We start from the raw sequence: 25747 nt of genomic DNA, 5'->3' as shown, positions 1-25747 counted from the left end.
CATGCAACGTCTCGACCAGCTCATCGTTACCCGTGGCCTGATTTCCTCGCGCACACGCGCCCAGCGGCTCATCAAGCATGGCCGTGTCTTTCTGACCAATGCCAGCGGCCAGCGCCTCAAAGCGCTGACGCGTCCGGGAGAAAAACTAGCGGACGATGTTCTGCTGGATATCGAGCCGGATGAGGAAGAGCGCTATGTGTCGCGGGCAGGGCTAAAACTCGAAGGGTTGTTGGACGTAACGGGGCTGGATGTTCAGGGCATGACGCTTCTGGATATCGGACAATCTACCGGTGGATTCACCGACTGCGCCCTCCAGCGTGGAGCCGCACGCGTGATCGGTATCGAAGTGGGCCATGACCAACTGGACCCATCACTGCGTCAGGATGAACGCGTGACCTGCATGGAGGGGGTCAATGCCCGTGATCTGCCCCATGATGCGATTCTCGCCCATGCACCCGAAGGCATCGACGGTGCGATGATGGATGTGTCGTTCATCTCCCAGACCCTAATCCTGCCCTCGCTGGCACCGCTGTTGCCAAAGGGCGGCCATCTGCTGACACTGGTCAAGCCGCAATTTGAGCTGACCCGCGATGCCATCAATGACAAAGGGCTTGTGCGCAACCCCGCGCTGTATGCCGATGTGGAACAGCGCATCCGCGACTGCTGCCACTCACTTGGACTAGACGTACAGTGCTGGTATGACAGTCCCATCAAAGGCGGCGATGGCAACCACGAATTCATTCTACATGCGATAAAGCGCGCCTGATCTAGCAATACGCGATGACGTCTGTGGTAGAGGGCAAGCTTCTGTTGCCCTCTTCCTCATGCCTATTACGCTCGCTATATTTCCCCACTGCCCCAAGCTTTTCTGATGCTGATAGCGCATACAGCCCCTCTTCTATAAGTAGCGCGCAAGGCATCTCCTCTGCGGCAGCGCATGGATATCAACGAAAACAATAGCGCCCATCATTCCCCTATACAGGATGGGATGGCACGGCACACTCGGTTCGATAGTCCTACAGGGCAGTGTTCTTAGGGCGTGTTTAATCCCTCTACTCATGTCATTGATGAGGCTTAAGCGACAAGATTACGGTAAGCGCCATCTATTTTAGAAAGCGAAAAATCAATCTGACGTCACCTCTAACAGTGCATATATCAAACCTCAGCAACGCCCCGCCGTATCCTCCTAGCCTTGCCTAGGACACTGACACGCCTCGAATGCTCTCGCGTTCGCCTCCCCTCTCCATGTTCAGCACGGCGCTAAGTGAAGTGTCTGTCGCCACGTGCGTGGGCTGGTGCCATACCAGCGCTGAAAGGCGCGCGAGAAAGCACTCAGCTCCGAGTAGCCCAGCTGCAGTGCAATATCTGACAGTGGCAGCTGACGCTGAGGAAGCAGGTACTCGGCCAGTTCTCGCCGTACGGTGTCGATCATCTGGGTGAAGCAGGTCCCTTCTTCGCGCAGGCGTCGCTGGAGCGACCACGGCGAAATACCCATGTTGTCAGCCACACGTTCAAGGCTCAGCGGCCCTTGCGCCAACAGCAGATGAATCTGGTTGCGCGCCTGATCGACAATCCCTTGATGCGGTGTCCGGTCATTAAGTCGGCGGATTGCATCCTGCATCACCGCGAGCAGGAGCGGATCGCTGTCAGGCATCGTTCGACCAATATCGCGCTTGGGAATCAGCAGCGAATTGAACGGCTGCTCAAAATACACAGGGGCGTCGAAGACCTTGCAGTGCTCGTGCCAGCCCTCCGGACGAGGGTGCTCGAACTGCACCTCACGTGCGGCCCACTGCGGCCCCAGCACATAGCGGATCAGGTTGAGGAACATGCCTAGCGTCAGCTCGGCATCCTGCCGGCGAGCCAGAATGGCACCGTGATGCACCTGATAGTCGAGCCGTAGGCATTCGCCTTGATCAACCAACCGCGTCAGAGTGTCGTGCTGATGACAGGGAAAGGCACTCACCACATTACGCAGCGCCTGTTCCAGCGTCGGCGAACACAGACCGATATAGCCGATCAATCCAAGCGCTTGGGGTTTGAACTGGCGGCCGTAGTACAGCCCGAAGTTATCCTCCCCCGATGACCGTGCGGCTTCCTCCATCACTCGGCAATAATTGACCAGCCCCAGACTCAGCGTAGGGCTGCCCAACAGCTCGGGGTCGATGCCACTGATGCCGAAGATATGGTCAATATCGCCGCCACAGTGACCAATAAAGTCGCCTAGCCCAGAAGCCGCAGCGGATAGTACACCGCGGTGCCCGGCGGGTACGCCAGCAAAGGCACCGGCCAGCGCGGACTGAAACGAAGGCATTGCCATGGACACCTCTCTTGCACAACGATCACCGGAGATGGTGATCTCCAAGCAAGATGCGTACCACCTTCCCACTCCCACTCCCACTCCCACTCCCACTCCCACTCCCACTCCCACTCCCACTCCCACTCCCACTCCCACTCCCACTCCCACTCGCGGTCGAAAAGGCGATAGTGGCTAGCTCCCCACAGGCAACACCTGCTCTTCCAGATAACGACGGCACAGCCGCACGGTATGGTGCATCCAGTCAGAGCCAAGGCTCTGCGCCATTTGGGTCTGAGCATGCGACGCTACCCACGCGGTCATCTGGATACGACGCTGCATCACCAGTGCTGGAATAACGGCCAGATCATCGTCGTCGAGGTGTGCCTCACGCTCGTAACCGGTCAGCCAGTGTTCGATCCACGCTGGCGCATTAGGGTGATGCTCTTCGAAGCTGATGGCCGCTGCCAGATCATGCAGATACCAGCCCATGCCGCAATCGTCGAAATCAATGACGCGCGTTTCCCCCTGATGCAGCAGCAAATTGGTGAGCCGCAGGTCGGCGTGTATCAGCCCATAGCGCGCCGGAGACGTTCCAAACGCGGCCATTTCGACACCGATACGCGCTACCGCTTCATCCATCAGCGCCCGATCGCTCGGCCGCAATCCCGGTGCCTCACACCAGTGGCCCCAATGCCCTTCCGCGCCAATCATTGAGGCATGATCCCAGCGAATGCGCGTGAATCCCGCGGGTTTCTGCCAGCACTGGCTGTGACGATGAAGCCGTGCGGTGATCTGCCCGAGTGGCTCAAAGGCTCGTGGGTCGATGCCATGAGTGGGCATTTCACCTGCGACCCAGTGAAAGATCACCGCATGCCGCTGCTCGCCACCCGGCAACGATAGCGTTTGCACTCGCTCGCCTTCACCATCGTAAAGCGCCTCGGGCACCGAGATGCCTTCCTCACGCAGCGCATCCAACCACAGTAGCTCACTTTCGATAGCCACCTTGCGATGATAGTGGCCACGATGCAGGCGCAGCGCATAGCGCTGTCCCCGTGCCTGCACGCAGAACGTCGCGTTCTCCGAGCGGCAGATCAACTGCAACTCGCCATCTCTGAGAAAGGGGTAGCGCTGCAGCGCGCAATGGGCCAACTGCGCTACCGCAGCATCGTCAAGGGTGTCGTACTGAGCGGTACTCATCGAACGTACTCCAAGCGGATAAGAGGCATTCAGCATGGCGCGCCCGTTCCCTTTCGCGCTTGACCTCGCCGGTGCATCACTTGACGCCAGACGACACCCTCTCTGCCTTTCTGTCGAAGTTGACCGCAGCGCGCACAGGTAGGCGCGGCCACGTCAAGTTTTCCGTCTCGTCCTGGTGGCATGATCGATAGCGACCTCACAACAGTGGTCAGGCATAGCGCTTCGGCACACAACAACAACGAGGACGGCCGTGATGACACACGCACTCAAGCCCACACTGGGCACGTTGCACCTTTGGGGAATCGCTGTCGGGCTGGTGATTTCCGGCGAATACTTTGGCTGGAGCTATGGTTGGGGCACGGCCGGAACGCTCGGTTTTCTGGTCACAACACTGTTCATTGCCGTGATGTATACCTGCTTTATCTTTAGCTTTACCGAGCTAACTACCGCCATCCCGCATGCAGGCGGGCCCTTCGCTTACAGCCGCCGAGCCTTTGGCGATACGGGCGGTCTGATTGCGGGCATGGCGACACTGATTGAATTCGTGTTTGCCCCACCCGCTATCGCGATGGCCATTGGGGCCTATCTGAACGTGCAGTACCCCACACTCAGCCCCAAGTACGCCGCCATCGGCGCCTATTTCGTCTTCATGACGCTCAACATTCTCGGGGTGAAGCTGGCCGCAATGTTCGAGCTGGTCGTCACGGTACTGGCCGTCATCGAACTGCTGGTCTTTATGGGGGTAGTCGCGCCCGGCTTCAGCCTGGCCCACTTCACGGCCCACGGCTGGGCGGGCAGCGATAGCTTTTCAGGTACTGCTATGGCGGGCATCTTTGCCGCGATTCCCTTCGCCATCTGGTTCTTTCTTGCCATTGAAGGTGCCGCTATGGCTGCAGAAGAAGCCAAGAACTCAACGCGCACCATTCCCCGCGCCTATATCACCGGTATCATGACGCTGGTTGTGCTGGCGATTGGGGTGATGCTGATGGCCGGCAGCGCAGGCGACTGGCGCGTACTGTCGGGTATCAACGACCCGCTGCCACAGGCAATGAGGATGATCGTTGGCGAACACTCTAGCTGGATGCACATGCTGGTATGGATCGGGTTGTTCGGTCTGATAGCCAGCTTTCACGGCATTATCTTGGGCTATTCGCGTCAGCTGTTCGCACTGGCCCGCGCGGGCTATCTTCCGCAGGGGCTGGCCAAGCTGTCACGCTTCCAGACGCCCTACCGGGCCATTCTGGCCGGCGGCGTGGTGGGCATCATTGCGATCTTCGGCGACGGCATCAATTTACAGGGCATGAGCTTGACCGCCGCGATGATCACCATGGCCGTCTTCGGCGCTATCGTGATGTACATCATGAGCATGCTGAGCCTGTTCCGTCTGCGCCGCACGGCTCCGGATCTTCCACGCAGCTTCCGAGCCCCCGGCTATCCCATCGTGCCCGCCGTTGCCCTGATCTGCGCCATCATTTGTCTGGCCGCCATGCTGTGGTTCAACCCAATGATCGCCACCCTATTCCTGCTGTTTATGGGGGTGGGCTACCTGTACTTCCTCACCACCAAGAACCGCCGAGAACGGCAGGCAACTCCCACTACTGCACAGGAAGGCGAGGCCTGACACCGCCGTCGTCAGAACCACTTCCCCGGGTTGCTCTCTTTACGTTTTATGGCTTCATTTCTCGATCTTCACGCCCTCAACGAGGTGACTCATGAAAACGCGCTCCACCATCATGGATACCAACAGTTTTCGCGCTGAACATGCCAATGCACTCAGCCCTGACATTCGAGCGCTGACCGATAAACGCGGCCAGGTGTTAGGCGGTGCTTATCGGCTGTTCTATCGCACCCCGGTGCATCTGGTGAAAGGCAAGGGGCAATACCTGTGGGATGCCGACGGCCACCAGTACCTCGACGTCTACAACAACGTGGCCAGTATCGGCCACTGCCACCCTGCCGTCATTGATGCTGTCTGCTCCCAGATGGGCCAGCTCAATACACATACGCGCTATCTGCATGAACGCATCCTCGACTACAGCGACGCGTTGCTGGGCACACTTCCCGCTGAAATCGACCGTGCGATGTACATGTGCACCGGCTCAGAAGCTAACGATCTTGCCATCCGTGTGGCCCGCGCCCACAGCGGCGGTACGGGCATCATCGTGACCAAGGAGGCCTATCACGGCACCAGCGATCTGACGTCGGGTGCCTCACCGGCACTCGGCAGTGGTCAACCGTTAGCCCCGACCACCCGCCTCGTCATGCCGCCTGATCACTATCGCGTCGATGCACCCGATCTGGGGGAGTGGTTCGCTCACGAGATTCAGCAGCAAATCGACGATATGGCCGCGCACGGCATTACCTTCGCCGGTTTTCTGGCCGATTCGATCTTTTCATCCGACGGCGTGCTGCCCTACCCGCGCGGTTTCCTACAGAAAGCGGTTGAGGTCGTGCACGCTAACGGCGGCATCTTCATCGCGGATGAAGTACAGCCCGGCTTCGCCCGTACGGGGGAATCGTTTTGGGGCTTCGGTCGCCACGGCGTAGTACCCGATATCGTCACGACCGGCAAACCGATGGGCAATGGCATCCCGGTATCGGGACTGCTAGCGCGACATGAGGTACTGGCCTCGTTCAGTGATCAGATTCCCTACTTCAATACGTTCGGCGGCAACCCTGTCGCCATGGCAGCAGCACAGGCCGTCCTCAACGTGATTCAGCAAGAGGGATTGCAGGAACACAGCCTGACGGTCGGCACGGAATTGCTGGCCGCCCTGCAAACGCTGCAAGATAAGTACGACTGTGTGGGCGATGTACGCGGTGCAGGGCTGTTCATTGGCTTTGAACTGGTGAGCGATCGCGCCAGCAAGACCCCCGACAAGACATTGGCCCTAAACCTGATTGAGGCGCTGCGAGAGGAGCGTGTACTGACTTCAGTGGCCGGTCCCTACGGCAACGTACTCAAGCTGCGTCCCCCGCTGGCCTTCCAGGCTGACGATATCGAATGGCTGGTCGGCGCCTTGGACAGAAGCCTCGCCCGCCTGCTCGCGTGAGCTTTTTTCGTTATAAAAAAATGCTCGCCGATAGAAGGAAGAACGTTTGCTTATAGAAAAAGCGCCGAGGACGACCATCCTCGGCGCTTTCATTGGTGAGATGCACGCCATCATTTTCAGACACAGGTCATCAGATGCCACCAATGCCTAGCCGAAAAGAACATGCCGATAGCGCGATCGCTTAGGCCCACACTTCGTCCGCGATCTCTTTGATCAACGCAATCTTCGCCCACTGCTGGGCTTCGGTGATGATGTTGCCTTCTTCGGTAGATGCAAAACCACACTGAGTGCTCAAGCACAGACGTTCCAGCGGCAGATACTGAGTCGCTTCCTTGATGCGCGCGATCACCGCTTGCTTATCTTCCAGTTCGCCAAATTTGGACGATACCAGCCCCAGTACCACCTGTTTGTCACCGGAAACCTTCGCCAGCGGTGAGAAATCACCAGAGCGCTCGGTGTCGAACTCAAGGTAATAAGCGGCAACGTTTTCACGGCCGAACAGCACATCGGCCACCGGCTGATAACCACCACTAGCGGCCCATGACGAATGATAATTGCCGCGGCAGACGTGCGTCGTCAGCACCATGTCCTCCGGGGCACCTTCAATGGCGGCATTGTTCACCGACAGGTACAACTCGGCCAACGTCTGCACCTTGCCGGATACTGCCGGCGTGCTGCCATGCTGACCGCAACCACAGGACGCCGTAGAGTTCGGCGTATCCGCACCACCAGCACCTGCGAACTTAGGATCGACCAACATGCCCCACGTGCAATCGTCCAGCTGCAGATTGCGACAGCCCGCAGCGTACAGTTCAGCGATAAACGTACGATAAGCGGCAGCGATGTCGTCCAGCAACGCTTGCTCGGACGGATAGATTGCATCCGTCGCCGGTTTGTTTTCCGGACGCTGCAACTCCGCCAAGAACTGTGCCGGAGACGGCACGGTCAGACGCGGTGTGATACCCGGTTCAGCGAACTGCAACAGGAACTTGAAATGCTCGATAAACGCATGGTTGTCACCGGAAATTTTACCGGACAGACGTGCCGTTTCAGCGCGCGTTTCTTCACCTTCGAACACGTAGCCTTTGCTGACATCGGCTTTTTCGACGCCGTTCAGTGCCCACATGAAATCGAGGTGCCACCAGCTGCGACGGAACTCACCGTCGGTGATGACCTGAAGACCCACGTTCTTCTGCTGTGCCACCAGCTCGGTGATGGCCTTGTCTTCGGCGGCTGTCAACGCTTCAGCGCTGATCTCACCGTTGGCAAAGCGTGCACGTGCTTCGTGCAGATAGGCCGGACGCAGGTAACTGCCGACAACGTCGGCGCGGAAGGGAAGACGTGATGAAGGGGCCGTTGTCATGAATACCGTACCTTTTTTGTTTAGATTTGTGTTGAACAAAAAAGAATACCACCTGACTATAGGTGCAGGGAATATATGAGCGATTTTGTATTATTTTCTTTTAGAAACTTTTTAAAAGAAGAGGAATGCCCCCTGATTAATTATAAGAAAAACCACTATTGATATAATCAATAGTGGTTTCGTGATACGCCATCACCAACGGCATGACAAGGCACGCTAGCCTCTATCGTGCCGCCATCCACAGATCTAATTCATAAACAGGCCGCTGGCACTTATATCCATTGAGCGTCCAATACATTACTAGTAATCAAAGCTCATTTTCAGCGTTGTCACCGCATTACCGTCCTTATCTACCAGCTCTATATTGCCTTTTCTCAAGCGCTCAATGGGGTCACCGGCTTTAAGGCACCACTCATCAGGCATACATATTTTCAACTTGCACTCATGATCCAGATACCGGGCTTCATCCACGGTGATATAGGCAATGCCGAGGTTGCGGCACATCACCCTGGCCGCCTCTTCAGGCGCCATTGGGTTTTCTTCATCAAGCAAAAAGGTTTCGATCTGATCGATCAAATAGCCCATGGGCACAATATGCTCACGATAGCGCGCCACTTTGACACCCGGCTCGTTGGCCATTAGTTGCTCATATAACGCGCGCGAGTAGCCCTTAAAGATCAGTACCTCTTCAGGATGAAGCAGCGTCTCCAGAAAGCGCGAATGACGCCCATACATGGGCGCCCAGCCACTTTCATTCAGCCGCAACTGACGAAATGTGCTGTAGTTGAGGATGTGCTGCACAGCCAGCCGACATGTCCCAAGCAGAAACTCATCAAGCCCTTTCATCTCCCTTGCTCCTCTTATTTCTTATCATCATTGAACAAGGCGGCCTTGCGCTGATCGACCAGCTTGGCGTCCCCATCCTTGTTGTGCAGCCACACATCCATCTGGCGGTAAGCGATCTGAATCCCGGCCTCGCGGAACAGTCGATCCACGCCGCGGTTCAGCGCATCACGCGTTGCCAGCCGGTGTGCAACATCATTCACATACACACGCACTTCGAAATTGAAGGCATCGGGAGTGTAGTCCATGCAGAAGATTTCGGGAGCCGGTTCTTCAAGGATCATCGGCACCTCCTTGATGGCCTGAACCATCAGGCGGCGTGCCTCATCCAGATTGCTGCCATGCGCCACACCGAAGGTCAGCACCACGCGCGTGACGCTGTCCGACAGCGACCAGTTGATCAGGCGGTCGGTGACAAAGGTCTTGTTCGGGATGATGATCTCTTTATGGTCGAAGTCCATTACAGTCGTGGCGCGAATGCGGATACGCGTGACCTTGCCATGCAGATCGTTAAGCGTGATGGTGTCACCGATGCGAATCGGGCGCTCGAACAGGATGATCAAACCCGAAATGAAGTTGGCGAAGATTTCCTGCAACCCAAATCCCAACCCGACCCCCAGAGCGGTCAGCAGCCATTGCAGTTTCGACCACGACAGCCCGAGCAGCCCCAGTGCCGCCACGATCCCTACCCCCATGATGGTATAAGAGAGCACCGAAGTGATCGCGTAAGCGTTGCCCGCCTTCAGCCGCATGCGCGACAGTACCGTCACTTCGAGCAGCCCAGGCAGGTTGCGCGACAGCGTAATGGCAATCGGCAATGCCATCAGCGCCATGATCAAGCCAATCACCGTGACATGCGTGACGGTCTGGTTGCCATCACGGACATCCCATACTGTCACCGAATCAAGATACGACAGCACGTTGAGCAGGTTGGCCCAGACGACGTATAGCACAACAAGGAAGAACGATAGCAGTGCCAGCCGAGACAGGCGCAGCGACTGATGGTTGACCTGATCCATATCCAATGGTGGCTCTTCCAGCACTTCCGCTGCAGACTCGGCCCCCGCGATATCACCCGCCTGCTGGCGGTGCAGTGCTCTGCGCCGTTCAACGAGACGCCGATAGGCCAAACGCCGGGCCGCCACGGCCAGACCACGCACGATAATGGCTTCTGCCAGCACCCACATTCCTAGGATGTAGAGACTGGTCACGAAACGCGTCGACAATCGAATGGCGGTATAGCCATAGCCATAGATGATTAACCCGACCAGAAGCAGCGGGATGGTCGCCACGATGATGCCCAGCACCAACCGCAGCGGCTTCACGCCCACATGCGGCACATGGCTCCACACCAGCCGCAGCAGAATGAAGCTCATCGCAAGAAAGCACCCCATCAACACAAGCAGCGCAATAGGCTGATCTTCCAGCGGCAGGTCAAAACCTTGCGTCATCCGCACCACAAAGATGGTCGGCATCAGCACAGCACCTAACGCCGCAATCCAGCGGCGCAGCTGGGCAACATAGCGCTCCGGCCAGTGGAAGTGCCGCACAGCCACACCGTTATCGACCAGTAAACGGTGTGCCCAAGCAAAATAGCCCCACGACATCGCTACATAGATCAGCGATTTCCCCAGCAGCACACCACCACTGCTACCGGCAAGGCGAAGCCCCATTCCCACGGAGGCCAGTGCGATAGGCCCGCGGGCCTCCAACACCAATTCAAGCAGCACGGCCCATGGCGTATGCAGCTGCGTATCCTGCCGCAGCTTGCCCACTTCATCCTGCAAGCGCTGCAGTGCAGCGCGTATGCGTCGCCGGAAAATCGACAGCCCGGTTACCAGCACCACTAGCGGCAGCGCAGCAAATATCCACGGCGAAGGCGTAATCAAAAACGTGCTGAGCATATGGGCCCATTCAGGGTCCTTCAATTCATCCAACGCCTTGCCCGGTAGGGTTCTGAACCACTCCCAGCCTAACGGACGACCGCTCGCCACCCAGAACAGCTGTTCTTCGATCGTATTGCGAACATCGGTCGTGGTGGAAATCAGCAACTGCTGGTTGAGCTGCACATCAATCAACGCCGTCAGCAGCGTACCGTATTCATGATCCAGCTGATCCAGAAGGTCACGCTGCGACTGATAGAGCGGAGTCAACACAGCGCGCAGCGCGTCATCGCTGGCCCCATTTTCCTTAGTGGCATCGCCCAGCAACGGCGGCGAGGCCACCAACTGATTCACATAATCATCCAAACGCGTCAGCGACTCGCGAGACTGCTCAACGTTAAACTGCTGAAGCCGCAGATCGGCTATTTCATTAGTCAGCTGACGGGGCGAATCCACATCGGGCAGCACTTGGCGTTGCTGACGCAAGATACGTGACAGCAGTACGCTACCGCGCATCGCCTCAATCTGGCGGGCCAGATTGCCCTGCACCTGCTGCGCCGTATCCAACTGACTGCGCACCCGAATAGCATCGCCGACCATTGAGTTGATACGGTCGGTGGTCTTCAGCAGTGCATCGCTGAGACTCTGGTTATGCTCCAGCACCTGCTTAACGCGTGGATCCTGCCGCAGCGGCCCAGCAACGGTTTCATTGATGTTGTCGATGGTCTGGCGGGAGTGATCGCGACGCTGCTGGTCGATCACCTGCTGCAACCAAGACAGCAAGTGCTGCTGAGCCTCCAATTGCTTGGTCAGCAGCGCGCGCTCTTGCTGCGCCAGATCGCGCAGCACCGTGCTGTCGGCCAGCTCGGTACGGTGCAACGCGATTTCAGCATCGGCGGCCTGAAGACGCACTGCCAATGCTGTACGCTCAACGGGCAATGCCGAACTGCCCTCTTCGCCACGCAACTGATTACGCATCTGCTGGGCATCGCGCTGCAACCGCCCAATGGCACTCTGCGCCCGCTCGGGAAGTGTCTGGGCCGTAGCCACGCGCTGATTGACGTCGCCCAGCTGTTCCTGCAAGGACTTGAGCTTTTCCAGTGCGCTGCTCATGGTCTGCTGAAGCTGCGGTAAGGAAAGGTGCGCCAGCCGATCTTCATCGGGAATAAGAGTGGGATCAATCTGTGCCAGCTGATCCTGATAGCGGCGCTGCTGCGCAGGTGCATTGGTGATACGACCGCGAAGATCGCTTTCCTGCTGATGGATAGAGGCAAGCTGATCAAGCGCCTTCAGGGTGGTATCCAGCGCCTGACGCTGGCGCTGATACTGGGGGTCGGTCTGATCACCACGCTCCAGCGCCGCCAACTGGCGCGCCACTTCGCTGCGCTCAGGAAGCGAAGCCTCTTGCGCCAAGGCAGGCCCGCATAGCACCGCCATGCACGCGACATAGAGCATCATTCTGATCAAGGCCATCATGCCAAGCCGTTGGTCATGCTTCATGTAACGTGTCTCCCTTGATGAACCGCGTAGATATGGCAATGTCTGCCAGCATAGCATTGGAGCGACGTCCCCTTCTGGGAAACGCCGCTCCAATAGTGTTCTATCTCATCACACAATACGCCACCGCGTCACGCTGAACGCACGGTGCCCTAACGCCCCCCAGCAGAATGCGAATGGTCGTGGTCGTGGTCGTGGTCGTGGTCGTGGTCGTGGTCGTGGTCGTGGTCGTGGTCGTGGTCGTGGTCGTGGTCGTGGTCGTGGTCGTGGTCGTGGTCGTGGTCGTGGTCGTGGTCGTGGTCGTGGTCGTGGTCGTGGTCGTGGTCGTGGTCGTGGTCGTGGTCGTGGTCGTGGTCAGTATTATGCGACTCGCTGACATCAACTGCGCAATGACAGTTCATTTCAGCATGACTGTCAGCCCCTTCGACCTGAATGGTGGCATGCGCGATCCCGAAACGTTCGGCCAGCAGTGCACGCCCCATCACTATCACCTCATCGCGCAAAGCGGATGAATCCACCACCAGATGGAGTGACGCCAACGATTCACGGTGACTCAAGCCCCAGACATGCACGTCATGCACCCGCTGCACACCGCGAAGCGTCAACAATGATTGGCGCACGTCCGGCAGCGAAATGCGTTCAGGGGTACCTTCCAGCAGCACATGCGCCGACTGACGTGTGACGAGCCATGCAGAACGCACGATTAACAGCGCCGCCAGCAGCGACAGAATCGGGTCGGCCCGCTGCCAGCCCAACGTTATAATGAGGATAGCCGCCACGATGGCCGCAACGGATCCCAACAGGTCACTCAATACGTGCAGCCAAGCACTGCGCAGATTGAGATCATGCTCATCGCCACCGTGCAGCAGTTTGGCCGCAATCACATTGACGATGAACCCCGCAATCGCAACCCCTAGCATAGGAATGCCCGCGACCGTGCCCGGGTCACGTAATCGCCCTATCGCCTCAATCACGATCCACAGCGTCAGCATGAACAGGACGATGCCATTCACGAAGGCGGCCAGCACCTGCCCGCGTTGATAGCCATAGCTACGCAGATCATCCGGTGCCTTGCGCGCCAGCGCGACCGCAACCAACGCCAATCCCAGCGCCAGCACATCGCTCAGCATATGAATACCGTCAGCAATCAGCACCAGCGAACTGCTCAGTACCCCCGTAACCAGCTCTAGCACCATGAAGACAACGGTAAGCAGCAGCGCCCATTTCATCCGTCGCGCGCCATCCTGCCCTTCAGGCATCGCATGGTCGTGATGAGAGTGATCGTGATGATCATGAGTCGCCATAATCCAGTCCTTGTGTATTGTTCATCATGGAAGTCCTCACCTTATCAGCGGCAAAGAAAGAGAGCGGAAGGCCGCTTCATGTCGCCACATGACGCACTTTCAGGCCCTACACAGTGTTACAGCAATTCACAGCATGACGCTTTTTTTTCGGGAATGATGTGCGCTCATCCCCATGGGTACTGATACACTGCGGGTGGCGTAGCCGGCACAAAGCGAAACGAGACGTATTCCTCTTTACGCCCTTGCTATCAGCTTACTCGCACCGAGACAAAAAATCTGGATGTCATCGCATGACCTCACTGCTTTTTCGCAAGCACTCATTCACACTGCTGACGAGCGTTGCCGCCCTGCTAACCGGCAGTGCCACGATCGCCCACGCACAGAGTGCTGCCGACATACAGAAAGATGCCGCGCTCAAGCAGCAGGCAACTGACACCAGTGCCCTCCGCCGCTACTACGATCGCACCGCGGACAGCAACCCGCTTGCGATATCAACCTATCGCCGCAATTACATTCTGCCGATTGCTTATGACACCAATCTGCCGAATCAGCGCCAATTCAATGAAGTCGTCGCTGGCTCGCCCGATCATAACGAGCTGAAGTACCAGATCAGCCTCAAGGTCAATCTTGCCGAAGACATGTTCGGCGATAATGGCGATCTGTTTCTGGCATATACCCAGTATTCATTGTGGCAGGCCTACAACAAGCACTCCGCGCCGTTCCGCGAGACCAATTACGAGCCGGAACTGTTCCTGCGCTTCGATAACGACACCCACCTCTACGGCTGGACTAACACGTTCAACCGCGTCGGTCTTATTCACCAGTCGAATGGCCGTGGGGGCGACCTATCGCGCAGCTGGAACAGGCTGTACGTCGAAAGTATCCTGCAGCGTGGGCCGTGGACACTCAGCCTCATGCCATGGTACCGCCTGCCTGAACCGAACATGAAAGACGACAACCCTGATATAGAAAAATACTTGGGGTATGGCGACTTCACGGTGATGTATACCACCGCACAAGGGCATGAAATATCCATGCTGACGCGCGCTAACCCCGTCAAGGGCCGCTACAGCCAACAACTGGACTATGCCTTTCCGCTATTCGGCCGCGTGCGTGGCTACGTACAGTACTATCACGGCTATGGCGAAACGCTGATCGACTACAACCGCCGCGTTAACCGCATCGGCCTTGGTTTTAGCTTTAACCCTTTGGTGCCGGGGGCGGCAGGTGGCAGCTTCAGCGAACAAACCGCCGAAGAAACCACTATTGGCTGGAACGACCATCGCAATGTATTCGAGCGCCTCAACGACGCCAACCCATTCGCTTTGTCGAGCTACCGACGCAACTACATCCTACCGCTCAGCTATAACTCTGCGCCAATGAACCGCGCACACTTCGACCAACTGGGTTCAGACGCCTCACCCGACAGCACCGAAAACAAATTCCAGATCAGCCTGAAGGCACATCTCTGGTCGTCACCGTTTGGCATTGACGGCGATCTATACGGTGCCTATACACAGACCTCATGGTGGCAGGCCTACAACCGCCAGGCCTCATCACTGTTCCGCGAGACCAACTACGAACCGACCGTATTCCTATCGCTCAATGGCAAGCACACACTGTGGGGATGGAAGAATACGCATAACGATATCGGGTTCGTGCACCAGTCCAACGGCCGCGCCGACGAGCTATCGCGCAGCTGGAACCGCATCTTCCTTGAAAGCCATTTTAGGAACGGCAACTGGCACTTCAAGGTGCGCCCTTGGTGGCGAGTGCCTGAGTCCCGTTACGATGATGATAACCCGAACATTGAGCACTACCTCGGATATGCCGATGCCACGCTGGGCTACAGCCGCAATGAACAGGAAGTGACTTGGACGCTGCGCGGCAACCCAATGCAGAGCACGATCAGCCATCAGATCGACTATAGCTTCCCGATGTGGCACAAAATCCACGGTTACCTGCAGTACTACAACGGCTATGGCGAAAGCATGGTGGACTACGATCAACGCGTGAACCGGATCGGCATCGGCCTGAGTTTCAACCCGGAATTCCTGTAAAAACCCGCGTTTCGCCTGCGGGTGCATATCTTCCTTTTTCTTTCTTTTCCTGCGCCAGCCACACGGTTGGCGCACTTTCCTCCCCTTCACGCATCGCTATCCCCATTTATGCATTTCTCCTTCATCTCGCACCTTACATGTCGATCATTTCTTGTCTATGCTGGGAGATGACACTTTCCCATCAGGAGGATAGGCAATGTCTCGTCAACAGGATGACTTTCAAGACAAAACGGCAGATCTGAGCTACGACGAACTGAAGGAACGGCTGAACGAACTGTCCAGCACCGTCGAAGAATTCGTCAGCAACAGCAGCGAAGATGCCGACGAAAAAGTCAGCGCACTGCGCGAACGTGCCCAGCACCTTGTCGCCAATACCAAGGACTACTTGGCCAACGCAGGCGAACAGCTGCGTGACAAAGGACGCGACTCCGTTGCCTGTGCAGACGAATTCGTCCACAAGAACCCATGGACCAGCATCGGTATCGGCGCAGCGGTAGGTCTGGTTATTGGTGTGATTGCAGGACGACGCTGATGAGCGATCGACGACAGGGGCCCGCTGCACGCGCCTTTTCAGCAGCGCGTGAACTGGTCACGCTCTTGTTGAAATCCGGCACGACTCGCCTCCGGCTAGCCGTCGTCGAGTTACAGGAAGAGCGTGCTCGCCTGTTCTCATTGCTGATCATGGTCTTTGTAGCCCTGCTACTGGCGGCCTTCGGCATTGGCATGCTGATGCTGCTGATCACGGTCTATTTCTGGGATACGCCCTATCGCCTTGAAGCCATCGCCATCTCCGCTGGTGTGCTGCTGTTGCTGGCAGTACTGCTGGGATGGCGCGCCCTGTCGATAGCGCGCAAACCGACGCTGCTGCGCTCCACGCTACAGCGGCTGACGGAAGATACCGAACAGATCAATCAGCACATCGACACCCAGCAAATGGGCAAGCGCATGCGTGAGGAGCGAGACGAATGAGTCACCACGTCTCTACTGTAAAACGCTGCTCGCTGAAGCAGCAGCGTGAACAACTAGAGCGGCGCATCGCATTGGAACGCCAGCAGCTTGCTCGCACGACGCAGCAGTGGTACGGCGCAACGGCAGGCTTCGACCAGCGCATGGCTCAACTGGCAGCATGGAAGAAACCACTGCTGGTAGTGGGAGGTTTGCTGCTTGCACGCCAACTGCGTCGCTCCCCCAGCAAGCTACTTCGCTTAGGGAAACGAGCGGTTGCACTCTATGCCGTTGGCCGCAACGCACATGGCATGCTCAATCGCCTGCGCAACCGATAGCCATCAGCAGTTCGTCTGACAAAAGGCGCTTTCCCATGAAAGCGCCTTTCTTATCTAGCGACAGTGCGTTACGCAAAGAGGGATGAAACTCTATTCATAAATTTGACCGCAATAAGAGACCGTTTCACAACCTGAGTGATTGCTTTTGCTCTTTCTAAAATAAACAGTTTCTACCGCAATTTTGTGGTTTGAAGTCTCTTCAATGATATGGGTGTTGGGATTACTAAGTATGTTCTAAGAAATAAGAACACATCGCCCTACAAGAGGGCGGATCATTATTGTGATTGGAATACTTTATTAAATAACAAAAAAATTATTTACAATATAACAAACATTCAATGGTATTTCAGAGCAGGTGACGTAATAATATACTTATATCAGTCAGCGAGCTAACGCTGACTTCGCGACGGTTTGTTTATTTCCCAATCGAGAAATAATAATCACCATCAGCAATTCATTATTACCTAAAAATAAGCTCGATAATTGAATAGCCATAAGAGTCGTCCTCCATATACTTTTAAAAAGAAGCACGAACCAGGCATGCCGCCATCATCGTGTTAAACGAAGGATATGGCGAACCAATATGCTCTTCACAAAGGCCTATCTTCTCAGAATAATCTAGACAATCATAAATACCATTAAAATTCACGGGCATCATGCTCTATTCAAGGAATACAGAATTTAATTCTTTCGCAGCTAGAAGCTCTTTTACAGACTCGGCAATCACCTCTCCTTATCCAACAATATTCTTGTCAACCTATTGTCGTGTCAGCCAGCACATGAACTTCATATAACGTTATGACTTAATATCATGTGCAACTATCAGAGCAAAATTATTACCTGTATTCATACATCATAACAAGTGCATAAAAAACCGATTGTACATTATCCAAATAACCAACATTACATTCTGCAGACAGCACACCATACTGCAGTATTGGTAAAAAAATACAATGGTCTATCTAAGAAGAATCCTATCAATAGTGCCCATCGTCCTATTCAATAATAAGTAGCTTAGGATATGTAAAAACTAAACTCTATCTATTCAGATTCTACATAAGATTTTCAAGATAGGATTGCTTTAGCACAGCCCCCATATCTTGCATGATATGGCGCTCACCAACTTTGGCTAAATGCGCCATATGCGTGATGGCGTGGACGCGGGCGAAGTGCTCAATGCGGTAAGGAGCACATTCGATAAAGGCAGAAGCACGACCATACATTTCATCGGGACGGAGAGAACCCAAGCGCTCACGCAGAGGCATGAACAATGGTTGATTATCGACATCAAGAATATCAAGATTGGAACGGCATAGAGTGGCCATGAACTCCTGAACCAGAATATTCATGTTCTGCGAACTTCCACAGCCAATATCGTCACTACGATCAGCAGGGAATATCTGCCCAAACAGAGTTTGAATTGTCAGACTGTCCGCTGTTTTTTCCCCCCACAGAAAAAGCTCACCGAATGCCGACCGCGCAATAACATGATAGCGATCATGGCATTCAAAGGGAGAACCTGCTAACCATAAGGCTACGACTTCCTCATATTCAGCTGGATTAACAAGCCAAAATAATCCATCGGCAAAACCAGCCCACCCCCAATACCGCCAATACTCTATTAGTTTACGAGGTAAACGGTACTCATAATATCGTATCGCTGCCTCTGGAACACAGACAGTATCGTTGATAGGGCCAAAGCCAGCATCCCTATAAAAGGATATAAACCCAGAATCCATTACATCCATCATAATTTTCACCACCTAATTTTATGATTCTACATATCATGGTTCATCTTCCATTATTATATTACAGTAATCAAAACGATGCCTTGTTATCTATAAAAAATCACGCTTGAATATATTCATCTTAATTTTTCTCACATTATCCCCAAAATAACAAACAGTTACCACTATTCATTAAACGGTAAGACTATGTGCCCAACTCTTAACTATTCTTATTAAGCAGCACAGGCAATGATTGTAACAATATCAGTCTTCACAAAATCATAATGTGCTCTTCCTACTTTTTTCTCAAAAGTAGGTTCTTCAAGATTGAAAATTCACGGGCTAGTAAACGTATACGCCAATATTCAAGCGCTTTATTTTATTTTTCCCAAAAAGGAACACAGATAGGCACCAGCAGCCATATTCTTGTGGCAATGCTACGTTATCGAATTTTTCATAGAAAAAATGCACAAGAACTGGCAACTGGCAACTGGCAACTGGCAACTGGCAACTGGCAACTGGCAACTGGCAACTGGCAACTGGCAACTGGCAACTGGCAACTGGCAACTGGCAACTGGCAACTGGCAACTGGCAACTGGCAACTGGCAACTGGCAACTGGCAACTGGCAACTGGCAACTGGCAACTGGCAACTGGCAACTGGCAACTGGCAACTGGCAACGCAGTATTGTGGAGGGTGATGATAGTGATGCAAGCATCATATTCAAATATTACATACATTTCTTATTTAACAAAAGAAAAACAGAGTATTCACGAATAAAAACCATGATATTATTCACCATAGAACAATGAATTCATAATAATCACATACCTATAATTTTTGCGCTGACAAAACCAAACCCTTTCATTAATTAAAAATTAACTAATGGCCATCTAAAAATAAAATTCATTTCTAAAACAAAATATAGAGATATGTACATCCAAACCAGACAGATAAAATTTACCCGTATAAAAATCAAATATAAATCACAGGCATCTCATGGTTATGTATAAACAATTACTTATTGACAGTAAGGCTGTAAAAATTCCTATTTTACAGCCCTCTTTCATCATATTTAGCAATTATATAGCCTGCCCACACGCCACCCCAGAAGCCCACGCCCACTGAAAATTAAACCCACCTAACCGTCCAGTAACATCGAGAACTTCACCTATAAAATAAAGATTGGGAATGGTTTTAACACTCATATCTTTAGATGAAATTAGACGGGTATCAATTCCCCCCAATGTCACTTCCGCCGTACGCCACCCTTCCGTACCCGCAGGTTTCAACTCGCATTCTTGAACAGCACTGCTAAGCTGCTTCAAATAAGCATTACTACATTCCGCCAGTATCGTATCTTTCTCACAAAACCATTGGACAAGCGCCTGAGCCAAACGCTTAGGCAAACGTTCAGATAACATCGTCACCACTGACTTTCTAGGGGACGTGTCTCGCCACTCGATCAGATCATCATAGAGAACACCGTCTGGCCACCAGTTAATCTTCAAAGCCTGCCCTGGTACCCAATCACCAGAGATATCCAATACAGCAGGACCTGAAATACCACGATGAGTCAAAAGCACATCTCCTCGAACTATCGCATCACCACATTGAACATCAACGGGAGTGGCTAGCCCAGCCAAGGCAGCAAAGCGCTCTTTCCACAGTGAGGTCAATGTAAACGGTACCAGAGCCGGGCGAGTATCCCATACATTTAGCCCGAACTGACGTGCAAGCTCAAAACCAAAGCCCGTTGCCCCAAGGGTAGGGATAGAGTAGCCACCTGTTGCGATGACTAACTTTTTCGTGCGCAACTGTCCTTCTGTAGTTTCAAGACAGAAGCCCTCTCCATCACGCACTACAGCATCAACGCTCACACTGCACCGTAAAGCAACACCAGCCCACTCACACTCCGTGGTCAACATCTCAACGATGGGCTTTGCCGAGTCACTGCAGAATAGCTGCCCAGGCGCTTTTTCAACATGGTCAATACCATGACGCTCCACGAGTTCGAGAAAATCATAGGGCGTATAACGCTTCAGAGCTGATATGCAGAAATGGGGATCATGGGAGCGATAATCCTCCGGGGTAGCATTAAGGTTGGTAAAGTTACAGCGCCCACCACCTGACATCAGAATTTTTTTGCCAGGCCGGTTTGCATGATCGAGCAACAGCACGTTCTTACCACGATAACCTGCAGTAGCGGCACACATCATTCCAGAGGCACCCGCCCCGATAACAACCACATCCCACTGAGTATCCATATGCCAACCTTAATCGCCGTATCACTAGTGACAGCAAGTATACCTTATTCTTTCAGACACCCAATGTTTAGATAGACCATAAACGTAATTTATTATCAATAAAACCATTTAACACAACATATCATAATAAAATAAAAAGCCAATAGATACAAAAACAAGTGATAACAAAAATAATCGACCAACTAAAAATCAATATAACATATAAAAATTAAAATTAGATATAAAAAATAAAAATATAACACTAACAATTAACATACCAAATATATTATCTGTGCTATCTGAGTGCTTTAAGTAGTGGTATAAGAAGAATACAAGGCTAAAAAATTTTAAGGAGGTGTCTGTAGAGAAAAGTAAATGGTAAATATTCTTTCTGACATAAGCTCGCGACCCTATTATCTTGATAGTACAAAAATAAGAGCAAATGAAGCCGGAGCTCAGTAAATGTGGCACTACAGCCCAAGGTATTTTTGCCCGAACCCCGAGCTTCTAATGGATCAGGTTCTTTGCAGCAGATAGCCTACCTTACAGACACGCCGACATCACCAAGGCCTAGGAGACGATAAAGGTGCCCTGTCCTAGCGCAGCAAGCTTTGAGTGATGCCACTCGCCATAAAGAGAAAAGATAAGAGTACAAAGCAAGGGCGTGTTGAGGCGTTATGCCAAGCGGGATCCATCAACAAACGGACCGTAAAGCAGCAGCGTAGGCGCTTTGAAGGATATAAAAGAGGTAAGCCTGCGCATCGCAGAGGCCGTCGCCCAGCAAGCCGTTGAAGAAGGCGTGACCGAAGGCCGAGATAGTACGCCTTTGAAGGAACGCCTTGAGGCACACTTCTGGACACCCGCGTACGCTTGCTACGGCTAGAGCTGCAGCATTCGTCTTGCGATAACTAAACACCCCGATGATGGCCTGAGTAGCGGATCATCGGGGTATTTTCATGACGGCATCTAGTAGCTGTTGGCTGTTTGGGACAGATGAGCGATCGGCAGACGATGGAGCGGTGCGTTACTGAGGTGTCTGCCGTTTTTGGAGGCAGGGCCTTAGGGTTACGCTGCCGCTCTTCTTCTCTTGGTTCTGGCCACTCATCTGCGCTTCTTAGCCACGGCGACGAGGGCGGGCACGGCCGTTATCACTCGTCTGCAACCTTAGCCTGCTGCCTTGGCCCCTAGCTCCCAAAGCAAATACCCCCGACCATTGCTGGCCGGGGGTATTCAGTAGAGATGCTTGACGATGACCTACTCTCACATGGGGAAGCCCCACACTACCATCGGCGCTGAGCGGTTTCACTTCTGAGTTCGGCATGGGATCAGGTGGTACCCGCTCGCTATGGTCGTCAAGCGTATTCGGTTCGGTCTCGATGCCTAAGGCACCGCAACCTAAATCTGTAAATCATGCTGGGCCGAGATCGTCTCGTCGCGTATCCGTTGTTTTCGGATCGTGTCTATAACCCTTTGGGGTTATATGGTCAAGCCTCACGGACCATTAGTACACGTTAGCTCAACGCATTGACTGCGCTTCCACACCGTGCCTATCAACCTCGTAGTCTTCGAGGGTCCTTTAGGGGGCTCAAGGCCCCAGGGAAGTCTCATCTTGAAGGGGGCTTCCCGCTTAGATGCTTTCAGCGGTTATCCCGTCCGAACATAGCTACCCGGCAATGCCACTGGCGTGACAACCGGAACACCAGAGGTTCGTCCACTCCGGTCCTCTCGTACTAGGAGCAGCTCTTCTCAAACTTCCAACGCCCACGGCAGATAGGGACCGAACTGTCTCACGACGTTCTAAACCCAGCTCGCGTACCACTTTAAATGGCGAACAGCCATACCCTTGGGACCGACTTCAGCCCCAGGATGTGATGAGCCGACATCGAGGTGCCAAACACCGCCGTCGATGTGAACTCTTGGGCGGTATCAGCCTGTTATCCCCGGAGTACCTTTTATCCGTTGAGCGATGGCCCTTCCATACAGAACCACCGGATCACTAGAACCTACTTTCGTACCTGCTCGACGTGTCTGTCTCGCAGTCAAGCACCCTTATGCTCTTGCACTCACTGCACGGTTTCCAACCGTACTGAGGGTACCTTCGTGCTCCTCCGTTACTCTTTGGGAGGAGACCGCCCCAGTCAAACTACCCACCACACACTGTCCTTCTACCGGATAACGGTAGCAAGTTAGAACGCCAATGATGTCAGGCTGGTATTTCAAGGTTGGCTCCACTGCAACTGGCGTCACAGTTTCAAAGCCTCCCAGCTATCCTACACAGACAACATCAGCATCCAGTGTGAAGCTATAGTAAAGGTTCACGGGGTCTTTCCGTCTAGCCGCGGGAACACTGCATCTTCACAGCGATTTCAATTTCACTGAGTCTCGGGTGGAGACAGTGTGGCCATCATTACGCCATTCGTGCAGGTCGGAACTTACCCGACAAGGAATTTCGCTACCTTAGGACCGTTATAGTTACGGCCGCCGTTTACCGGGGCTTCGATCAGGAGCTTCGGACGAGTCCTAACACCATCAATTAACCTTCCGGCACCGGGCAGGCGTCACACCCTATACGTCCGCTCACGCGTTAGCAGAGTGCTGTGTTTTTAATAAACAGTTGCAGCCACCTGGTATCTTCGACCGGTTGGGGCTCTGAGAGCGAGTCTCTTCACCTTACGCCGGCGCACCTTCTCCCGAAGTTACGGTGCCATTTTGCCTAGTTCCTTCACCCGAGTTCTCTCAAGCGCCTTGGTATTCTCTACCTGACCACCTGTGTCGGTTTGGGGTACGGTCACACAGTACCTGAAGCTTAGAGGTTTTTCCTGGAAGCGTGGCATCAATGACTTCCTGAGTCCGAGGAATCAGTTCGTCTCGTATCTCGACTTTAAGCAAGCGGATTTGCCTACTTGCTCAGCCTACATACTTTCACCAGGACAACCGTCGCCTGGCTCACCTAGCCTTCTCCGTCACCCCATCGCAGTACTGTCTGGTACAGGAATATTAACCTGTTTCCCATCGACTACGCCTTTCGGCCTCGCCTTAGGGGCCGACTCACTCTGCTCCGATTAACGTCGAACAGAAAACCTTGGTCTTCCGGCGAGGGAGGTTTTCACTCCCTTTATCGTTACTCATGTCAGCATTCGCACTTGTGATACCTCCAGCATGCCTTACAGCACACCTTCGCAGGCTTACACAACGCTCCTCTACCGCTCAACACTAAGGTGTTGAACCCGTAGCTTCGGTACTTGGTTTGAGCCCCGTTACATCTTCCGCGCAGGCCGACTCGACTAGTGAGCTATTACGCTTTCTTTAAAGGGTGGCTGCTTCTAAGCCAACCTCCTAGCTGTCTGAGCCTTCCCACATCGTTTCCCACTTAACCAAGATTTTGGGACCTTAGCTGACGGTCTGGGTTGTTTCCCTTTTCACGACGGACGTTAGCACCCGCCGTGTGTCTCCCATGCTGCACTCACCGGTATTCGGAGTTTGCCTCGGGTTGGTAAGTCGGGATGACCCCCTAGCCGAAACAGTGCTCTACCCCCGGCGGTGATACATGAGGCGCTACCTAAATAGCTTTCGAGGAGAACCAGCTATCTCCGAGCTTGATTAGCCTTTCACTCCGATCCACAAGTCATCCGAATCTTTTTCAACAGATCCCGGTTCGGTCCTCCAGTTGATGTTACTCAACCTTCAACCTGCTCATGGATAGATCGCCCGGTTTCGGGTCTATTCCCAGCAACTATGTCGCCCATTTAAGACTCGGTTTCCCTACGCCTCCCCTATACGGTTAAGCTCGCTACTGAGAATAAGTCGCTGACCCATTATACAAAAGGTACGCAGTCACAGAACAAGTCTGCTCCCACTGCTTGTACGCACACGGTTTCAGGATCTATTTCACTCCCCTCACTGGGGTTCTTTTCGCCTTTCCCTCACGGTACTGGTTCACTATCGGTCAGCCAGGAGTATTTAGCCTTGGAGGATGGTCCCCCCATGTTCAGTCAAAGTTTCACGTGCTCCGACCTACTCGATTTCACCTTAATTGCATTTTCGCGTACGGGGCTATCACCCACTATGGCGTGCATTTCCAAACACTTCCGCTAATACAACTAAGACTTAAGGGCTAGTCCCCGGTCGCTCGCCGCTACTGGGGGAATCTCGGTTGATTTCTTTTCCTCGGGGTACTTAGATGTTTCAGTTCTCCCGGTTTGCCTCCATACCCTATGTATTCAGGTAAGGATACCCGTCTTATGACGGGTGGGTTTCCCCATTCAGAGATCACCGGATCAAAGGTCATTTGCCACCTCCCCGATGCTTATCGCAGGCTATCACGTCTTTCATCGCCTCTGGCTGCCTAGGCATCCACCGTGTGCGCTTAATCGCTTGACCATATAACCCGAAAGAGTCATAGATCACGATTCAAACGAAAACAATTTTCGCCGGATACGCTTGAGACGTATCTCATTTGCCAATGTCACGGCCTATCGGATGCTACTTCCGAGGAAGTAAAATCTGACGGCGTTCCATTGGACTTGGCATCAGCATGATTTACATTGTTAAAGAGCAATACTGCGAGCAAGAAGCTTACAGTCAGGAAACAACATGCATCACATGATGTGGTATTGATTATTACACTCTCTAATAATCAATCATCAGGCAATGAAGATTGGTTCGTGACTAGAAGCTAGATCACTAAACTAAGTACTGGGTAACCGGCCATCAAGACAGTCAGATGGTGGAGCCAAGGAGGATCGAACTCCTGACCTCCTGCGTGCAAGGCAGGCGCTCTCCCAGCTGAGCTATGGCCCCATATAATAATGGTGGGTCTGGGCAGACTCGAACTGCCGACCTCACCCTTATCAGGGGTGCGCTCTAACCAACTGAGCTACAGACCCGGCAACTGCTTGCGCACGGCCAGGGAATATCCCCTGCAGTACTTCGCTCTATCAAGATCAGGCAATTTGTTGTGGGTACTTAAGATCACGAGGTGATCATTTTACGT

17 protein-coding genes, 2 tRNA genes and 2 rRNA genes are annotated in these 25747 nt (G+C 53.7%); 9 read left to right on the top strand and 12 right to left on the bottom strand.

What is annotated here, in order from left to right:
• Window position 1 precedes the first annotated feature (1 nt).
• Window positions 2-766 (top strand): TlyA family RNA methyltransferase, encoded by a 765-nt coding sequence (locus ZBT109_RS02970; protein WP_027705514.1) that lies wholly within the window; start codon window positions 2-4, stop codon window positions 764-766.
• A 483-nt stretch (window positions 767-1249) separates the two neighbouring features.
• Here the strand turns inward: ZBT109_RS02970 and qhpR are convergent, their stop codons facing one another.
• Window positions 1250-2320: an AraC-like transcriptional regulator QhpR gene (qhpR, locus tag ZBT109_RS02965; RefSeq protein WP_051523938.1), complete on the bottom strand. Its 1071-nt coding sequence runs from the start codon at window positions 2318-2320 to the stop codon at window positions 1250-1252.
• A 171-nt stretch (window positions 2321-2491) separates the two neighbouring features.
• Window positions 2492-3532, bottom strand: coding sequence for a phosphotransferase enzyme family protein (locus ZBT109_RS02955; protein ID WP_197714364.1), 1041 nt, complete (start codon window positions 3530-3532; stop codon window positions 2492-2494).
• A 217-nt stretch (window positions 3533-3749) separates the two neighbouring features.
• On the opposite strand from ZBT109_RS02955, the gene eat reads away from it, so the two are divergent.
• Together eat and ZBT109_RS02945 are read left to right on the top strand one after the other, a co-directional pair.
• On the top strand, window positions 3750-5117 hold the full coding sequence (gene eat / locus ZBT109_RS02950) for an ethanolamine permease (RefSeq protein ID WP_027705511.1): 1368 nt from the start codon (window positions 3750-3752) through the stop codon (window positions 5115-5117).
• A gap of 91 nt (window positions 5118-5208) precedes the next feature.
• Complete coding sequence (locus tag ZBT109_RS02945) at window positions 5209-6549, top strand: aspartate aminotransferase family protein (protein WP_027705510.1); 1341 nt, start codon at window positions 5209-5211, stop codon at window positions 6547-6549.
• A gap of 181 nt (window positions 6550-6730) precedes the next feature.
• On the opposite strand, the gene ZBT109_RS02940 is transcribed toward ZBT109_RS02945, so the two are convergent.
• From ZBT109_RS02940 to ZBT109_RS02920, 4 genes are all read right to left on the bottom strand, one after another.
• On the bottom strand, window positions 6731-7912 hold the full coding sequence (locus tag ZBT109_RS02940) for a uroporphyrinogen decarboxylase/cobalamine-independent methonine synthase family protein (protein WP_027705509.1): 1182 nt from the start codon (window positions 7910-7912) through the stop codon (window positions 6731-6733).
• Window positions 7913-8212: 300 nt separating this feature from the next.
• A complete protein-coding gene (locus tag ZBT109_RS02935) occupies window positions 8213-8758 on the bottom strand; it encodes a hypothetical protein (protein WP_038278591.1) in 546 nt (181 codons plus the stop codon).
• Window positions 8759-8772: 14 nt separating this feature from the next.
• Window positions 8773-12138 carry a mechanosensitive channel MscK gene (gene mscK, locus ZBT109_RS02930; RefSeq protein ID WP_051523936.1) on the bottom strand — a complete coding sequence of 1122 codons (3366 nt, stop codon included), beginning with the start codon at window positions 12136-12138 and terminating at the stop codon, window positions 8773-8775.
• Window positions 12139-12287: 149 nt separating this feature from the next.
• The gene (locus ZBT109_RS02920) at window positions 12288-13439 is read right to left on the bottom strand and encodes a cation diffusion facilitator family transporter (protein ID WP_179949538.1); all 1152 of its coding nucleotides are present in this window, start codon (window positions 13437-13439) and stop codon (window positions 12288-12290) included.
• A 290-nt stretch (window positions 13440-13729) separates the two neighbouring features.
• Between ZBT109_RS02920 and ZBT109_RS02915 the strand changes: the two genes are divergently transcribed.
• From ZBT109_RS02915 to ZBT109_RS02900, 4 genes are all read left to right on the top strand, one after another.
• Complete coding sequence (locus ZBT109_RS02915) at window positions 13730-15499, top strand: phospholipase A (RefSeq protein WP_084261842.1); 1770 nt, start codon at window positions 13730-13732, stop codon at window positions 15497-15499.
• 196 nt (window positions 15500-15695) lie between these two features.
• Window positions 15696-16031, top strand: a complete 336-nt coding sequence (locus ZBT109_RS02910) for a DUF883 family protein (RefSeq protein WP_027705505.1) — start codon at window positions 15696-15698, stop codon at window positions 16029-16031.
• On the top strand, window positions 16031-16468 hold the full coding sequence (locus ZBT109_RS02905) for a phage holin family protein (protein WP_027705504.1): 438 nt from the start codon (window positions 16031-16033) through the stop codon (window positions 16466-16468). Before ZBT109_RS02910 ends, ZBT109_RS02905 begins: the two co-directional genes overlap by 1 nt.
• Window positions 16465-16782, top strand: coding sequence for a YqjK family protein (locus ZBT109_RS02900; protein ID WP_038278588.1), 318 nt, complete (start codon window positions 16465-16467; stop codon window positions 16780-16782). Before ZBT109_RS02905 ends, ZBT109_RS02900 begins: the two co-directional genes overlap by 4 nt.
• A gap of 1052 nt (window positions 16783-17834) precedes the next feature.
• On the opposite strand, the gene ZBT109_RS02895 is transcribed toward ZBT109_RS02900, so the two are convergent.
• Window positions 17835-18533 carry a GAD-like domain-containing protein gene (locus tag ZBT109_RS02895; protein ID WP_051523934.1) on the bottom strand — a complete coding sequence of 233 codons (699 nt, stop codon included), beginning with the start codon at window positions 18531-18533 and terminating at the stop codon, window positions 17835-17837.
• A gap of 441 nt (window positions 18534-18974) precedes the next feature.
• Between ZBT109_RS02895 and ZBT109_RS13715 the strand changes: the two genes are divergently transcribed.
• On the top strand, window positions 18975-19208 hold the full coding sequence (locus ZBT109_RS13715) for a hypothetical protein (protein WP_170144684.1): 234 nt from the start codon (window positions 18975-18977) through the stop codon (window positions 19206-19208).
• A 382-nt stretch (window positions 19209-19590) separates the two neighbouring features.
• Here the strand turns inward: ZBT109_RS13715 and ZBT109_RS02885 are convergent, their stop codons facing one another.
• A complete protein-coding gene (locus tag ZBT109_RS02885; RefSeq protein WP_027705642.1) occupies window positions 19591-20775 on the bottom strand; it encodes a BaiN/RdsA family NAD(P)/FAD-dependent oxidoreductase in 1185 nt (394 codons plus the stop codon).
• A gap of 709 nt (window positions 20776-21484) precedes the next feature.
• On the opposite strand from ZBT109_RS02885, the gene ZBT109_RS13710 reads away from it, so the two are divergent.
• Window positions 21485-21637, top strand: a complete 153-nt coding sequence (locus ZBT109_RS13710; protein WP_156934024.1) for a hypothetical protein — start codon at window positions 21485-21487, stop codon at window positions 21635-21637.
• Window positions 21638-21995: 358 nt separating this feature from the next.
• Here the strand turns inward: ZBT109_RS13710 and rrf are convergent.
• From rrf to ZBT109_RS02865, 4 genes are all read right to left on the bottom strand, one after another.
• Window positions 21996-22111, bottom strand: a 5S ribosomal RNA gene (gene rrf / locus ZBT109_RS02880).
• A 123-nt stretch (window positions 22112-22234) separates the two neighbouring features.
• Window positions 22235-25134, bottom strand: a 23S ribosomal RNA gene (locus ZBT109_RS02875).
• A 344-nt stretch (window positions 25135-25478) separates the two neighbouring features.
• Window positions 25479-25554: transfer RNA gene (locus ZBT109_RS02870), tRNA-Ala, on the bottom strand.
• Between the two features lie 9 nt (window positions 25555-25563).
• A tRNA-Ile gene (locus ZBT109_RS02865) sits at window positions 25564-25640 on the bottom strand.
• Window positions 25641-25747: the final 107 nt, after the last annotated feature.

Origin of the sequence: Zymobacter palmae, from assembly GCF_003610015.1 — a bacterium.
GTDB classification, from domain to species: domain Bacteria; phylum Pseudomonadota; class Gammaproteobacteria; order Pseudomonadales; family Halomonadaceae; genus Zymobacter; species Zymobacter palmae.
The sequence above is the reverse complement of the archived record's forward strand: the minus strand, read 5'-3'. Positions and strand labels throughout refer to the sequence as shown.